At 68.0% G+C, this 14,371-nt stretch carries 14 protein-coding genes; 13 read left to right on the top strand and 1 reads right to left on the bottom strand.

The window, feature by feature from the left end; genetic code table 11:
- The first annotated feature begins 2 nt into the window (after positions 1–2).
- From G5S38_RS04755 to G5S38_RS04800, 10 genes are all read left to right on the top strand, one after another.
- Positions 3–689, top strand: a complete 687-nt coding sequence (locus tag G5S38_RS04755; RefSeq protein ID WP_235928899.1) for a YggS family pyridoxal phosphate-dependent enzyme — start codon at positions 3–5, stop codon at positions 687–689.
- 34 nt (positions 690–723) lie between these two features.
- Positions 724–1,236 (top strand): cell division protein SepF, encoded by a 513-nt coding sequence (locus G5S38_RS04760; RefSeq protein ID WP_165065088.1) that lies wholly within the window; start codon positions 724–726, stop codon positions 1,234–1,236.
- Between the two features lie 31 nt (positions 1,237–1,267).
- Positions 1,268–1,561: a YggT family protein gene (locus tag G5S38_RS04765; RefSeq protein ID WP_328796220.1), complete on the top strand. Its 294-nt coding sequence runs from the start codon at positions 1,268–1,270 to the stop codon at positions 1,559–1,561.
- Positions 1,562–1,690: 129 nt separating this feature from the next.
- Positions 1,691–2,596, top strand: coding sequence for a DivIVA domain-containing protein (locus G5S38_RS04770; protein WP_165065091.1), 906 nt, complete (start codon positions 1,691–1,693; stop codon positions 2,594–2,596).
- A complete protein-coding gene (lspA, locus tag G5S38_RS04775) occupies positions 2,583–3,203 on the top strand; it encodes a signal peptidase II (protein ID WP_235928900.1) in 621 nt (206 codons plus the stop codon). The genes G5S38_RS04770 and lspA overlap by 14 nt, the downstream gene beginning before the upstream one ends.
- The gene (locus G5S38_RS04780) at positions 3,200–4,123 is read left to right on the top strand and encodes an RluA family pseudouridine synthase (protein WP_165065094.1); all 924 of its coding nucleotides are present in this window, start codon (positions 3,200–3,202) and stop codon (positions 4,121–4,123) included. The genes lspA and G5S38_RS04780 overlap by 4 nt, the downstream gene beginning before the upstream one ends.
- Before the next feature lie 92 nt (positions 4,124–4,215).
- On the top strand, positions 4,216–7,731 hold the full coding sequence (gene dnaE, locus G5S38_RS04785; RefSeq protein WP_165065097.1) for a DNA polymerase III subunit alpha: 3,516 nt from the start codon (positions 4,216–4,218) through the stop codon (positions 7,729–7,731).
- 90 nt (positions 7,732–7,821) lie between these two features.
- Positions 7,822–9,132, top strand: a complete 1,311-nt coding sequence (hisD, locus tag G5S38_RS04790; RefSeq protein ID WP_165065101.1) for a histidinol dehydrogenase — start codon at positions 7,822–7,824, stop codon at positions 9,130–9,132.
- 44 nt (positions 9,133–9,176) lie between these two features.
- The gene (gene nrdR, locus G5S38_RS04795) at positions 9,177–9,641 is read left to right on the top strand and encodes a transcriptional regulator NrdR (RefSeq protein WP_165065104.1); all 465 of its coding nucleotides are present in this window, start codon (positions 9,177–9,179) and stop codon (positions 9,639–9,641) included.
- A gap of 11 nt (positions 9,642–9,652) precedes the next feature.
- Positions 9,653–10,690, top strand: coding sequence for a quinone-dependent dihydroorotate dehydrogenase (locus G5S38_RS04800; protein ID WP_165065107.1), 1,038 nt, complete (start codon positions 9,653–9,655; stop codon positions 10,688–10,690).
- 25 nt (positions 10,691–10,715) lie between these two features.
- Here the strand turns inward: G5S38_RS04800 and G5S38_RS04805 are convergent, their stop codons facing one another.
- Positions 10,716–11,288, bottom strand: a complete 573-nt coding sequence (locus G5S38_RS04805; protein ID WP_165065110.1) for a DUF3043 domain-containing protein — start codon at positions 11,286–11,288, stop codon at positions 10,716–10,718.
- A 41-nt stretch (positions 11,289–11,329) separates the two neighbouring features.
- Between G5S38_RS04805 and G5S38_RS04810 the strand changes: the two genes are divergently transcribed.
- The 3 genes from G5S38_RS04810 to ctaC all read left to right on the top strand — a co-directional run bounded on the left by G5S38_RS04810 (position 11,330) and on the right by ctaC (position 14,369).
- A complete protein-coding gene (locus G5S38_RS04810; RefSeq protein WP_165065113.1) occupies positions 11,330–12,736 on the top strand; it encodes a dipeptidase in 1,407 nt (468 codons plus the stop codon).
- Positions 12,737–12,908: 172 nt separating this feature from the next.
- Positions 12,909–13,271, top strand: a complete 363-nt coding sequence (erpA, locus tag G5S38_RS04815) for an iron-sulfur cluster insertion protein ErpA (RefSeq protein WP_201276582.1) — start codon at positions 12,909–12,911, stop codon at positions 13,269–13,271.
- Positions 13,272–13,493: 222 nt separating this feature from the next.
- On the top strand, positions 13,494–14,369 hold the full coding sequence (gene ctaC, locus G5S38_RS04820; protein WP_456237989.1) for an aa3-type cytochrome oxidase subunit II: 876 nt from the start codon (positions 13,494–13,496) through the stop codon (positions 14,367–14,369).
- Positions 14,370–14,371: the final 2 nt, after the last annotated feature.

The following is a 14,371-nucleotide window of genomic DNA, read 5'->3' on the forward strand; positions in this document are numbered from 1 at the left end:
CGGTGAGCGACTCGACCACCCTGCACGCACGGCTCGACACCGTGCGTGCAGGGATCGAGGATGCCCTCGACGAGGCCGGGCGGGGCAGGGAGTCCACCACCCTCATCGTGGTGACCAAGTTCCAGCCCCTGTCCCTCATCCGGGAGCTGGTCACGCTGGGCGTCACGGACTTCGGCGAGAGCCGGCACCAGGAGGCCTCGCGCAAGAGCGACGAGCTCGAGGCGCCGGAGGTCACCTGGCACTTCGTCGGGCAGCTGCAGAGCAAGAAGGCCAGGCAGGTGGCGACCTACTCGCGGGTAATCCACTCGATCGACCGCGACTCGGTGATCTCCGCCCTCGAGTCGACTGACAGGAACCCGGCAACCGACGTGTTCGTGCAGGTCAACCTCACCGACAACCCCGACCGAGGAGGGGTGACGGATGCCGCGCTCGAAGCCACGACAGAGACGGTGCTCTCCACCCCGGGGCTGCGCCTCCTCGGGGTCATGGCGGTCGCCCCGGACGGCGAGCCCGCACGTCCGGCGTTCGCCAGGCTCCGCACCATGTCCGAGCGGGTGACCCGCCTCGACCCCACCGCGACACACATCTCTGCCGGCATGTCGGGCGACTTCCGCGAGGCCATCCTCGAGGGCGCGACACACCTCCGCATAGGTTCTGCAATAACCGGTAACCGGCCGGACCCCGGTTAATCTGAGCACTGAAGATTTACACGAGAGGCACGAAATGGTTTCCCCGCTTCGCAAGACCATGGTTTACCTCGGACTCGCCGACGAAGAGATCGAACCCGACGAGTCCGCGCAGCAGAAGAACGCGCCGCAGCAGCAGCAGGCCGCTGCAGCACAGGCCCCCGCAGCACAGACCGCGCCCGCAGCCACCGCTGCCGGCCGCGCCCCCGTCACCCCGCTCCGCCGGGCCACGCCAACACCGACCCAGAATGCATCGGCTGCCGACATGAATGAAATCCTCACGGTCCACCCCCGCCAGTACAAGGACGCCCAGGTCATCGCCGAAAGCTTCCGCGAAGGCGTGCCGGTGATCATCAACCTCTCGCAGATGAGCGAGCCAGACGCACGACGCCTCATCGACTTCGCCAGCGGGCTCTCTCAGGGCCTGCACGGAAAGATCGAGCGCGTCACCAAGCAGGTATTCCTGCTCTCGCCCGCGCACGTGGTCGTGAGCGGAGACCAGGCCGAGACCGAGCCCGAGGTCGACGCATCCTTCTTCGCCCAGAACTGACGCCCAGCCCCGATGGGCTAACGTCGATTTCGTGATCGTCTCTCTCGTAGCAACCATCGCGTACTTCGCGTTGCTGTTGTTCTTCCTCTCCATGTGGGCCCGCTTCATCCTGGATCTCGCCCGCACCTTCGCACGCAACTGGCGCCCCACCGGGGTCATCCTTATCGTCGCGGAGTTCGTCTTCACGATCACGGATCCACCCATCCGGGCGGTTCGGCGCGTTATCCCGCCGATCCGCCTGGGGGGCATCGCTCTCGACCTCGCCTGGACCGTGGTGTTCCTCGCGGTGCTGATCCTGATGTCGGTCGCGCAGGCGCTCCGGTGACACCAGCCCGGGTTGTACGCTGATCCGAGGCGTCGACTGACGTCGAGCTTCCGGCAGTACATCCCGGCAGTCCCTTCGACAACCACGCCGCGCGCGCCAGTGCCCGGCCAGAACACCCTGAGGTGACCCATGGCTCTGACCCCCGAAGACGTTGTCAACAAACGCTTCCAGCCGACCAAGTTCCGCGAGGGCTACGACCAGGACGAAGTCGACGACTTCCTCGACGAGGTCGTCGTCGAACTGCGCCGCCTGAACCAGGCGAACGAGGAGCTGCGTGAGCGCCTCGTCGCGGGCGAGTCGCGCATCAGCGAGCTGCAGCGCACCGGGGGCACCGGGTCCGACACGGTCATCCCCGTCGCCGACGCCGAGCCGGTTGCCGACGAACTGGTCGTGGACGACGACGAGCTCATCGTCGAGCCGGAACCCGAGCCCGACACCGAACCGGCCATCGAGCCGGAGCCGGTCGTCGAACCCGACGTCGACACGGAACCCGACACCTCGACCGGATCCGCTCCGTCGGTCGTGGCATCCGCACCCACCGTCAGTGCGCCGACCGTCACCCCGACCAGCTCATCGAGCGACATCGACGACGAGGCAGCCAGCACCACCAACCTCCTCCAGCTCGCGCGCCGCCTGCACGAAGAGCACGTTCGCGACGGTATCCAGAAGCGCGACTCGCTCATCGCCGAGGGCCGCGCCTCCGCCGACCAGGCCGTCGCGGAGGGGGAATCCACTGCGGAGAAGCTCGTCGGCGACAGCCGCGCCGAGGCCGACCGCCTGGTTGCCGAAGCGCAGGCCACCGCCGACCGCCTCGTCACCGAGGCCGAGGAGACCAAGCGGGTCGAGCTCGCCAAGCTCGACGACGAGCGCATCGCGCTCGAGGCGACCATCGACGAACTCCGCACCTTCGAGCGGGAGTACCGCCAGAAGCTGAAGGGCTACATCGAAGGCCAGCTCCGCGAGCTGGACCTGGTCGACGGAGACAGCGGAAGCTCCTCCACCGGCAGTAACGGCCAGGGTTTTGGCGGAAACTGACCCGACGCCCGCGGCCAGCCCGACCCCGGTCGCACCAGCCCCCGTCAGCGTTCGCGCGCTCATCACGCTCGCGACGATCGCCATCGGTGTCTACGCGTTCGACCAGCTCACCAAGTACCTCGTCGTCGAGAACCTCCCCCTGCGCGAGCCGGTGGAGGTTCTCGGCACGGTGCTGCAGTTCTACTTCGTCGAGAACCCAGGGGCGGCGTTCTCGATCGCCACCGGCTACACCTGGATCTTCTCCATTGCGGCGGCCGCGGTCACCGTGTTCATCATCATTTTCGCCCGTCGCATCCGGTCCATGAGCTGGGCCATCCTGTTCGGCATGCTGCTCGGTGGAACCGTCGGCAACCTCACCGACCGGCTGTTCCGCGAACCGAGCTTTGGCCTCGGCCACGTCGTCGACTTCATTCAGGTCGCGGGCTTCCCGGCGATCTTCAACATCGCCGACTCGTTCATCGTCGCGAGTATGGGGCTGTTCATCATCCTCACGCTGCGGGGGGTCAACCTCGATGGCACCCGCGACGTGCCACGGCCCACGGCGACCGCGGCAGCATCCACCCCCGACGATGCCGACGACACGGCCACCCACGGGGATTCCCGATGAGTGAGACCCGCAGCCTGCCCGTACCCGACGGCCTCGCCGGCGACAGGGTGGATGCCGCGCTGGCCAAGCTGCTCGGATTCTCGCGCACCTTCGCCGCCGAGGTGGCGGAGGCCGGCGGGGTCACCGCAGACGGCACCGTGCTCGGCAAGTCCGACCGGCTCAGCGCCGGCAGCTGGCTCGAGGTCACCTGGACCGACAAGGTCGCGCCGAGCATCGTGCCGGTCATCGTGCCCGACCTCACGATCGTGCACGACGACGACGACATCATCGTCATCGACAAGCCCGTCGGCGTCGCGGCGCATCCCTCAGTCGGCTGGACGGGTCCGACCGTGCTCGGCGCCCTGGCCGGCGCCGGGTTCCGTGTCGCCACCTCCGGGGCATCCGAGCGTGCAGGCATCGTGCACCGCCTCGACGCCGGAACCAGCGGCCTCATGGTGGTCGCGAAGTCCGAGCGGGCATACGGCGCCCTCAAGCGCGCATTCCACGACCGCGAGGTCGACAAGGTCTACCACGCGGTCGTGCAGGGCCACCCCGACCCGTTCGCCGGAACCATCGACGCGCCCATCGGGCGTCACCCCGGCTCCAGCTGGAAGTTCGCGGTCGTCGCCGGCGGCAAGGACTCGGTCACGCACTACGAGACCCTCGAGGCATTCCCCAGTGCGTCGCTGCTGCGCGTGCAGCTCGAGACCGGGCGCACCCACCAGATCCGCGTGCACATGGCCGCACAGCGACATCCCTGCGTCGGCGACGCGATGTATGGGGCCGACCCGTCGATCTCCGCCCGGCTCGGGCTGTCCAGGCAGTGGCTGCACGCCCTCGAGCTGGGTTTCGTGCACCCCGGCACCGGTGAGCGGGTGCGGTACAGCACGAGATATCCGGCAGACCTGCAGCACGCGCTCGACGTGCTGCGCGGCGACTGACGCGCGCATCCAGCGCCGACCCGCACCCTGATCACACCGCCCCAGTCGTAGGCTGGAAGTCGAGCCACCCACCCTCGTTCGTCGGAGAGATATTGCCCGCCAGCACCAAGTCGTTCGTCCACCTCCACGTCCACAGCGAGTATTCGATGCTGGATGGCGCGGCGCGGGTCACCCCGCTGGTCAAGGCCGCTGCCGAGCAGGGCATGCCCGCCATCGCGATGACCGACCACGGCAACGTGTTCGGCGCGTACGACTTCTGGAAGTCGGCCACCAGCGCCGGCATCAAGCCCATCATTGGCACCGAGGCCTACCTCACGCCCGGCACCGCGCGCGGCGACAAGACCCGCGTGCGCTGGGGCAACGGCGGACAGGACGACGTGTCGGGTGCCGGCTCATACACCCACCTCACGATGCTCTCGGAGTCGACAGAGGGCATGCACAACCTGTTCCGCCTCTCGTCACGCGCGTCGCTCGAGGGGTACTACTTCAAGCCCCGAATGGACCGCGAACTGCTGGGCGAATACGCCAAGGGACTCATCGCCACCACGGGCTGCCCCAGCAGCGAGGTCCAGACACGCCTGCGGCTCGGGCAGTACGACGAAGCCGTGCAGGCGGCATCCGACTTCCGTGACATCTTCGGCCGCGAGAACTACTTCTGCGAGATCATGGACCACGGCCTGGGCATCGAGCGCCGCGTGATGGGCGACCTGCTGCGCCTCGCGAAGCAGCTCGACCTGCCGCTCGTCGCCACCAACGACCTGCACTACACCCACGCGCATGACGCCACCTCGCACGCTGCCCTGCTCTGCGTGCAGTCCGGCACCACCCTCGACGATCCCAACCGGTTCAAGTTCGACGCCGACGAGTTCTACCTCAAGACCGCCGAGCAGATGCGGCACCTGTTCCGCGACCACCCCGAGGCGTGCGACAACACCCTGCTCATCGCCGAGCGCTGCAACGTGGCATTCGACGAGAACGCCAACTTCATGCCGGTGTTCCCGCTCCCCGAGGGCGAGACCGAGGCGACCTGGTTCGCCAAGGAGGTCGAGGCCGGCCTCGACCGCCGCTACCGTGGCGACATCCCCGACGAGGTGCACGAGCGCGCGGCCTACGAGATCGGCGTCATCTCGCAGATGGGGTTCCCCGGCTACTTCCTGGTCGTCGCCGACTTCATCGGCTGGGCTCGAAAGAACGGCATCAGGGTCGGCCCCGGCCGCGGCTCCGGCGCAGGCTCCATGGTGGCCTACGCGATGGGCATCACCGACCTCGACCCGATCCGCCACGGGCTGATCTTCGAGCGCTTCCTCAACCCCGACCGCGTGTCGATGCCCGACTTCGACGTCGACTTCGACGAGCGTCGCCGCGGCGAGGTCATCCGCTACGTCACCGACAAGTATGGCGACGACCGCGTCGCGCAGATCGTGACCTACGGCACCATCAAGGCGAAGCAGGCTCTCAAGGACTCGTCCCGCGTGCTCGGCTTCCCTTACGGTATGGGGGAGAAGCTCACCAAGGCGATGCCCCCGGCCATCATGGGCAAGGACATCCCGCTCACCGGCATCATGGACAAGGACCACCCGCGCTGGAAGGAGGCAGGAGACGTGCGCGCGGTGCTCGACTCCGATCCCGACGCGCGCACCGTGTTCGACACCGCCCTCGGCATCGAGAACCTCAAGCGCCAGTGGGGCGTGCACGCCGCGGGCGTGATCATGTCGTCCGAACCGCTGCTCGACATTATCCCGATCATGAAGCGGGAGCAGGACGGCCAGATCGTCACCCAGTTCGACTACCCGGCGTGCGAGGCCCTCGGCCTCATCAAGATGGACTTCCTCGGGCTGCGCAACCTCACGATCATCGACGACGCGCTCGACAACATCAAGGCCAACCGCGGCGAGACCCCGGTGCTCGAAGAGCTCGAACTCGACGACCCGCTCACCTACGCCCTGCTCGCCCGCGGCGACACGCTCGGCGTGTTCCAGTTCGACGGCGGACCGATGCGCTCCCTGCTCCGCCTGATGCGGCCAGACAACTTCGAGGACATCTCCGCGGTCGGCGCGCTCTACCGACCGGGCCCGATGGGCGCGAACTCGCACACCAACTACGCGTTCCGCAAGAACGGCCAGCAAGAGGTCGACTACATCCACCCCGAGCTCTCCGAGGCCCTCGCCGACGTGCTCGGCACCACCTACGGCCTGATCGTGTACCAGGAGCAGGTCATGTCGATCGCGCAGAAGCTCGCCGGCTTCTCGCTCGGCCAGGCCGACATCCTGCGCCGCGCGATGGGCAAGAAGAAGAAGTCGGAGCTCGACAAGCAGTTCGAGGGCTTCTCCGGCGGCATGCAGGCCAATGGCTATTCGATGGATGCAGTGCAGACGCTCTGGAACATCCTCCTGCCCTTCTCCGACTACGCCTTCAACAAGGCGCACTCCGCGGCGTACGGGGTGCTCTCGTACTGGACCGCCTACCTCAAGGCGCACTACCCGGCCGAGTACATGGCGGCGCTCCTCACCAGCGTCGGGGATTCGAAGGACAAGCTCGCCATCTACCTCAACGAGTGCAGGCGCATGGGCATCAAGGTGCTCGCCCCCGACGTCAACGAATCAATCGGCTTCTTCGCGGCCGTCGGCGATGACATCCGGTTCGGGCTCGGCGCCGTGCGCAACGTCGGCTTCGCCGTGGTCGACCAGATTCGAGCATCCAGGGAGGAAAAGGGCGCATTCACGTCGTTCCACGACTTCCTCGCCAAGGTGCCCATCACGGCCGCGAACAAGCGCACCGCCGAATCGCTCATCAAGGCCGGGGCGTTCGACTCCCTCGGCTCCACCCGCCGCGCCCTGCTCGAGATCCATGAAGATGCCGTCGAGTCGGCGGTCTCGGTCAAGCGCAACGAGGCACACGGCCAGGTCGGGTTCGACTTCGACAGTCTCTGGGACGACCCCGTCTCCGCGGTCGCGGTGCCGGAGCGCCCCGAGTGGTCGAAGCGCGACAAGCTGGCCTTCGAGCGCGAGATGCTCGGCCTGTACGTGTCCGACCATCCGCTGGCCGGCCTCGAACTGCAGCTCGCCAAGCACGCCTCGGCGAGCATCGCCGAGATCCTCACGAGCGATGCGTCGATGGATGGCGAGACGGTGAACGTCGCCGGGCTGGTCACGAGCGTGCAGCACCGCACCGCCCGCAACTCCGGTAACCAGTACGGGCTCGTGCAGATCGAGGACTTCGGCGGCGAGATCACCGTGATGTTCCTCGGCAAGACCTACCAGGAGTTCTCGCCCGCCCTCGCAAACGACCAGGTCGTGGTGATCCGCGGGCGGGTGAGCCTGCGCGACGACGGAATGAACCTGCACGCCGTCAGCATGTTCACCCCCGACCTCGGGCAGAGCCTGGGGTCTGGCCCGCTGGTCATCAGCATGCCCGAGCACCGCGCGACGACCGAGGTGGTCACGAACCTCAGTGACTCGCTGATCCGGCACGCGGGCGACACCGAGGTGCGGCTCAAGCTGATCAAAGGCGACACCGCGCGGCTGTTCGAGATCCCGTTCCCGGTCACCGTGACCGCCGACCTGTTCGGCGAGCTCAAGTCGCTGCTCGGGCCCAACTGTTTGAGCTGAGCCTTCCCCGCTGCCGACGCGCAGCACCGCCCGCTCGCGGTGCGCGCACTCACAGGATCAGGGTGCGCGCGCCGGTAATGTTGATGCGCCATGATGCAGACCATTGACCTCCGCGGCCAGACGCCCACCCGCAGCGAACTCCTCTCGATAGTCCCCCGATCGCACACCGACGTCTCGCAGGCGACGGATGCCGCCACCGCCCTCATCGCCGACGTGCGCGCCAGGGGCGAGAAGGCGATTCTCGACCAGGCCGAGCGGTTCGACGGCGTCCGCCCCGAGCGCGTACGCGTCGACGCCACCGCGATCGCCGACGCCATGGCGGCACTCGACCCCGCGGTCAGGACGGCGCTCGAGGAAGCCATCACCCGGGTCAGGGCGGCATCCCGCGCGCAGGTTCCCGCGCCGGTCGTGACCGAGCTCGGTGCGGGCGCCACCGTCACCCAGCGCTGGACCCCGGTGCGCCGCGTCGGCCTCTACGTGCCGGGCGGCAAGGCCGTCTACCCGTCGAGCGTCGTGATGAACGTGGTCGCCGCGCAGGTCGCCGGCGTGTCGTCGATCGCGCTGGTCTCGCCCCCGCAGAAGGAGTTCGGCGGCAGCATCCACCCGACGATCCTCGGCGCTGCGGGCCTCCTCGGCATCGACGAGGTCTACGCCATGGGCGGCGCCGGCGCCATCGGAGCCCTCGCCTACGGCATCCCGTCGCTCGGACTCGAGCCCGTGCAGGTCGTCACCGGCCCGGGCAACGTCTATGTCGCCGCCGCCAAGCGCGCCGTGCTCGGCCAGGTCGGCATCGACTCCGAGGCCGGCCCCACCGAGATCCTCATCATCGCGGATGCCTCGGCCGACGCATCCATCGTCGCCGCCGACCTCATCAGCCAGGCAGAACACGACGAGCTGGCCGCGGCCGTGCTCGTCACCGACTCGCCACAGCTCGCCGAGCGCGTGCGGGAGTCCGTCGCCGCACTCGCGACCAGCACCCACCACAGCGCCCGCGTGCGCATCGCGCTCGACGGCATCCAGTCGGCCATCGTGCTCGTCGACGACATGGGGGTCGCCGCCGACTTCAGCAACGCCTACGGCCCCGAGCACCTCGAGATCCACACCGCCGACCCCGGCGCGATGCTCGACAGCATCGAGGACGCCGGCGCGATCTTCATGGGAACGAACACGCCAGTGAGCCTCGGCGACTACCTCGCGGGCTCGAACCACGTGCTGCCGACCGGGGGACAGGCCAGGTTCGTATCCGGCCTCGGCGCGTTCACCTTCCTGCGCCCGCAGCAGGTCGTGCACTACACGCGCGATGCCCTGCGCGACGTCAGCGACCACGTGGTCAGCCTCGCGGTCGCCGAGGACCTGCCAGCACACGGCGATGCCGTGACGGCGCGGTTCGCCGACTCGTAGCCCCGGCGCCGCGCCGCCGCCGGCTGCCCTATCCTGAGAGCACCATGTTCTGTCCGTTCTGTCGCCACCCTGATTCGCGCGTCGTCGATTCGCGCACCAGTGACGACGGAATGTCGATCCGCCGCCGTCGCCAGTGCCCGGAATGCGGGCGCCGCTTCACGACCACCGAGACCGCGAGCCTCAACGTCGTCAAGCGCAACGGCGTGCTGGAGCCGTTCAGCCGCGAGAAGATCGTCACCGGCGTGCGCAAGGCCTGCCAGGGCCGGCCCGTCACCGACACCGACCTCGCGCTGCTCGCCCAGCGGGTCGAAGAGACCATCCGCGCTACCGGCGCATCGCAGATCGACGCCAACGAGATCGGGCTCGCCATCCTGCCCCCGCTGCGCGAACTCGACGAGGTCGCCTACCTCCGGTTCGCCAGCGTCTACCAGGGCTTCGACTCCCTCGACGACTTCGAGGCCGCGATCACGCTGCTGCGCGTCGAGCACCAGACGTCGCCGACCGACTGAGGCCGCCCAGCGTGTATCCCCTCCTGTTCTCCGTGGTCCTGCGACGCCTCGACCCGGAACAGGCGCACCACCTCGCGTTCCGGGTCATCCAGGCCATTCCCGGCACCGTCGCCGCACGTGTGCTCCGCCGCATGACCAGGCCGGATGCTTCCCTCGCCGTCAACACCCTCGGCCTGCGCTTCGACTCGCCGTTCGGGGTCGCCGCCGGCTTCGACAAGAACGGCGAGGGCATCCGCGGGCTGTACGACCTCGGATTCGGGCATATCGAGGTCGGCACCGTCACCGCGATCGCGCAGCCGGGCAACCCGAAGCCCCGCCTGTTCCGGCTCGTCGCCGACCGCGCCGTCATCAACCGCATGGGCTTCAACAACGATGGGGCAGCCGCGGTCGCCCCGCGCCTCGCGCGCCAGATGGCCAGCGGCATCCGCCCCATCATCGGCGCCAACATCGGCAAGTCCCGCATCGTCGGCGTGGATGACGCCATCGACGACTACCTCGTCAGCACGCGTCTGCTCGCCCCGGTGGCCGACTACCTCACGGTCAACGTCAGCTCACCCAACACCCCCGGCCTGCGCGGGCTCCAGGAGATCGACAAGCTCGCCCCGTTGCTGGCGGCCGTGCGGGATGCGGCGGGGGACACCCCGGTGCTGGTCAAGATCGCCCCCGACCTGCACGACGACGAGGTGCGCCGCATCGCCGCGCTCGTCGTCGAGCTCGGCCTTCCCGGCATCATCGCCACGAACACCACCCTCGGCCGCACAGGCCTCGTCACCGCCGACACCGAGGTCGAGCGCATCGGCGCGGGCGGGCTGTCCGGCGCACCGCTGGCCACACGATCACTCGACGTGCTGCGCATCATCCGCTCGGTCGTGCCAGCCGAGGTGTGCGTCATCTCGGTCGGGGGAGTCGAGACCGCGGCCGACGTCGCCGAGCGCATCGACGCCGGCGCCACGCTGGTGCAGGGTTACACGGGGTTCCTCTACCGCGGGCCGCTCTGGGCCCGCCAGGTCAACCGTGGCCTGCTCAAACTGCGGTCCGTCCGCCGCTAGGCAGCGACCCCGCACCGCTGAGGGATCAGGCCGGGTACTTCCAGCGCTTGACCTGCGGCTTCGGCAACCGCATCGGTCGCAGCTGCAGCGCACGCATCGCCGCGTACCAGCGAGTGCCGCCCTGCACGTTGTCGGCACCGAAGCGCTCTGCGATCTTCTTCTTGAGAATGAAGCCGAGAATCACGCAGTCGAGGATCGCGATGATGAACAGGGCCCACAGGGCGACGAACGCGTAGACGGCGGTCTGGGGCACGAACGTCGAGAGAATGACGACGAACATCAGCGGGATGAGGGCCTCGCCGGCCGAGAACCGCGCATCGATGTAGTCCCGCACGTACCGACGCTGCGCACCGCGGTCACGGACCGGGAGATAGCGTTCCTCGCCGTTCGCCATGCCGATGCGGGCCTTCTCGCGGGCGGCGGCCATCTTCTGGCGCGCCTCCTTGTTCGCGGCCTTGCGGTCGTTCGACACGAGCGGGCGCTTGTTCGCCGCCTCGCGTTCGCGACGGGTGGGCGTCGGGCGTCCCTTGCCTGCCGCGAGCTCCATTTCGTCTTCGACGACGACCTTGTCGTTCTTGCCGGATGGTGAGGTGGCCATAATCAAATCCCTGCCTTAGAAGTCCGCTTAAGATTACCTCCATGTCTTTTGCGCCAGCCACACGTCCGGAATTACTCGCCTCCCTTTCCGAGGCCGTGCGGGTGGGTCTCCCGTCGACCATCGCCGACCTGTCCCGCCTGGTGCGCATCCCCTCCGTGTCGTGGTCGGCATTCGACCCCGAGGCCGTGGAGCGCAGCGCCGCTGCGGTCGCCGCCCTCGCCGACGGGCTCGGCGTGTTCGACTCCGTGCAGGTATCCAGGGCACCCCAGGGCGACAGCGAGGAAATGGGCCAGCCCGCCGTGCTCGCCACCCGTGCGGCACGGGGCGGCAAGCCGACCATCATGCTGTACGCCCACCACGACGTGCAGCCCCCCGGCGACGACGCCGACTGGGACTCGCCGCCGTTCGAGCCGACCGTGCGCGGAGACCGGCTGTACGGGCGCGGATCGGCCGACGACAAGGCGGGAGTGATGGCCCACATCGGTGCCATCCGTGCTCTCGTCGAGGAGGTCGGCACCGACTTCGACCTGGGGCTCGTCCTGTTCATCGAGGGCGAGGAGGAGTTCGGCTCGCGGTCGTTCTCCAACTTCCTCCAGCAGCACGAGGCGGAGCTCGCCGCCGACGTGATCGTCGTCGCCGACTCCGACAACTGGGATACCGCAACTCCCGCCCTCACGGTCGGCCTGCGCGGCAACGTGACCTTCCGCCTCACCGTCTCGACCCTCGCCCACGCCTCGCACTCCGGCATGTTCGGCGGCGCGGCCCCCGACGCCATGATGGCCATGGTCACGCTGCTGTCGTCGCTGTACGCCGACGACGGATCGGTGGCGGTCGCCGGCCTCACCGGGGGAGAGGCCGCAGACCTGCCCTACGACGACGCGAGGTTCCGCGACGAGGCAGGGCTCCTCGACGGCGTCACGCCGGTAGGCTCCGGGTCCATCCTGAGCAGGCTGTGGAGCAAGCCCGCGATCACCATCACCGGCATCGACGCACCCAGCGTCGCCAACGCCTCCAACACCCTGCTGCCCTCGGTGTCCGTCCGCATCAGCGTTCGGGTAGCCCCCGGCCAGACCGCCGCAGCCGCCTACGCCGCGATCGAGGCGCACCTGCGAGCGTTGGCCCCGTTCGGTGCGCACCTCGAGATCAGCGACGTCGACCAGGGCAACCCGTTCTCGGTCGACACCTCGGGCTGGGCGGTCGCCGAGGCCAAGCAGAGCATGACGGATGCATGGGGCACCGCCGCGGTCGAAACCGGTATCGGCGGCTCCATCCCCTTCATCTCCGACCTCGTCGAGAAGTTCCCCGCCGCGCAGATCCTCGTCACCGGGGTAGAAGATCCCGACACCCGGGCGCACAGCCCCAACGAATCCCTGCACCTCGGGGTATTCCACCGCGCGGTCCTCACCGAGGCCGTGCTCCTCGCCCGGCTCAACGAGCGCTCCGCCTGACGGGCCCGCAGGTCCCCGCGCTGATCGCCACCCGGTCGAGCGCGACCGGTTGGGAAGGTTTTCCCGGGCTGCGGGATTACACTTCACGAAGGAATCACCGAGGCAGGGAGTGCTCATGACCGACACAACAGTCACCAATTCTTCGACGACCGGCGTTCCGACCGGCGAGGAGATGCTCGCGGCGGCCACCGGCCAGACCGCAGCCCCCACCCACGGCGTGAGCCTCACCGATACCGCCGCGACCAAGGTCCGAAGCCTCTACGAGCAGGAGGGTCGCGACGACCTGCGCCTGCGCGTGGCAGTGCAGCCGGGCGGATGCAGCGGACTTATCTACCAGCTCTACTTCGACGAGCGCCTCCTCGACGGCGACACCACCGTCGACTTCGACGGTGTCGAGGTCGTCGTCGACAAGATGAGCGTGCCGTACCTCGACGGCGCGAGCATCGACTTCGAAGACACCATCCAGAAGCAGGGATTCACCATCGACAACCCGAACGCCGGCGGAAGCTGCGCGTGTGGGGACTCGTTCCACTAGCCGGATAACCGCTGGCCCGGCCGGGATTACCACCTGGCTGACGGCGTTCGTCGATCAGACGTACAGAAAAGGGAACCGCCTCCGGGCGGTTCCCTTTTTTACGGTTGATTGGGAGCGAACGGCCCCCTCCTCCTGTCGGAACCCGCCCCTCCTTCCGGGTAGGCTGAGACGGTCAAAGTGACTGTGATTCGATGCAGTCGCGAGTTCCACGAAAGGTTCCCGGTGCGCTCTAACCGCCGTCTACGATGGGCAACCATTCCCATTGCCGCGACCATGGTCGTCGTTCTCGCGGGATGCACGCAGGCCCAGCTCCGCGGCTTCATGCCGGGCGAGCCCGGTGTCACCAACCACACCGACCGCGTCACCGGCCTCTGGGTCACGTCGTGGATCGTGCTGCTCGTGGTCGGCATCCTGACCTGGGGCCTCATCATCTGGGCCGCCATCGCGTACCGCCGCCGCAAGGGCCAGACCGGCCTCCCCGTGCAGCTGCGCTACAACCTACCGATCGAGATCTTCTACACGATCGTGCCGCTCATCCTGGTGCTCGGCTTCTTCGCCTTCACCGCGCGCGACCAGGACGCCATCGAAAGCGACCCGGGCGACCCCGACGTCACCATCGAGGTCTACGGCAAGCGCTGGGCGTGGGACTTCAACTACCTCAACGAGGGCCCGGGCGGCGACGGCGTCTTCTCGCCCGGAATCCAGGCCGAGGAGACCGATGGCCCCGAGACCATCAACTACGACACCCTTCCGGTGCTCTACCTTCCCGTAGACCAGAAGGTGCAGATCGACATCCATACCCGCGACGTGCTGCACTCCTTCTTCGTCGTCGACTTCCTGTACAAGAAGGACATGGTTCCCGGCAAGACGAACTACATGTACTTCACGCCCCTCAAGACCGGCACCTACATCGGCAAGTGCGCCGAGCTCTGCGGGGAGTACCACTCGCTGATGCTGTTCCAGGTCAAGGTCGTCGAGCAAGACGAATACGACGACTACATCCAGAGCCTCGTCGATGCCGGCCAGACCGGCACGCTGGGCGAGGACTACATCGTCAACCAGAACCAGCCAGGCACCGAAGCTTCGGAAACCGACTAAGG

The sequence above is a fragment of the Marisediminicola senii genome (genome assembly GCF_011057645.1).
Taxonomy (GTDB): Bacteria; Actinomycetota; Actinomycetes; order Actinomycetales; family Microbacteriaceae; genus Marisediminicola; species Marisediminicola senii.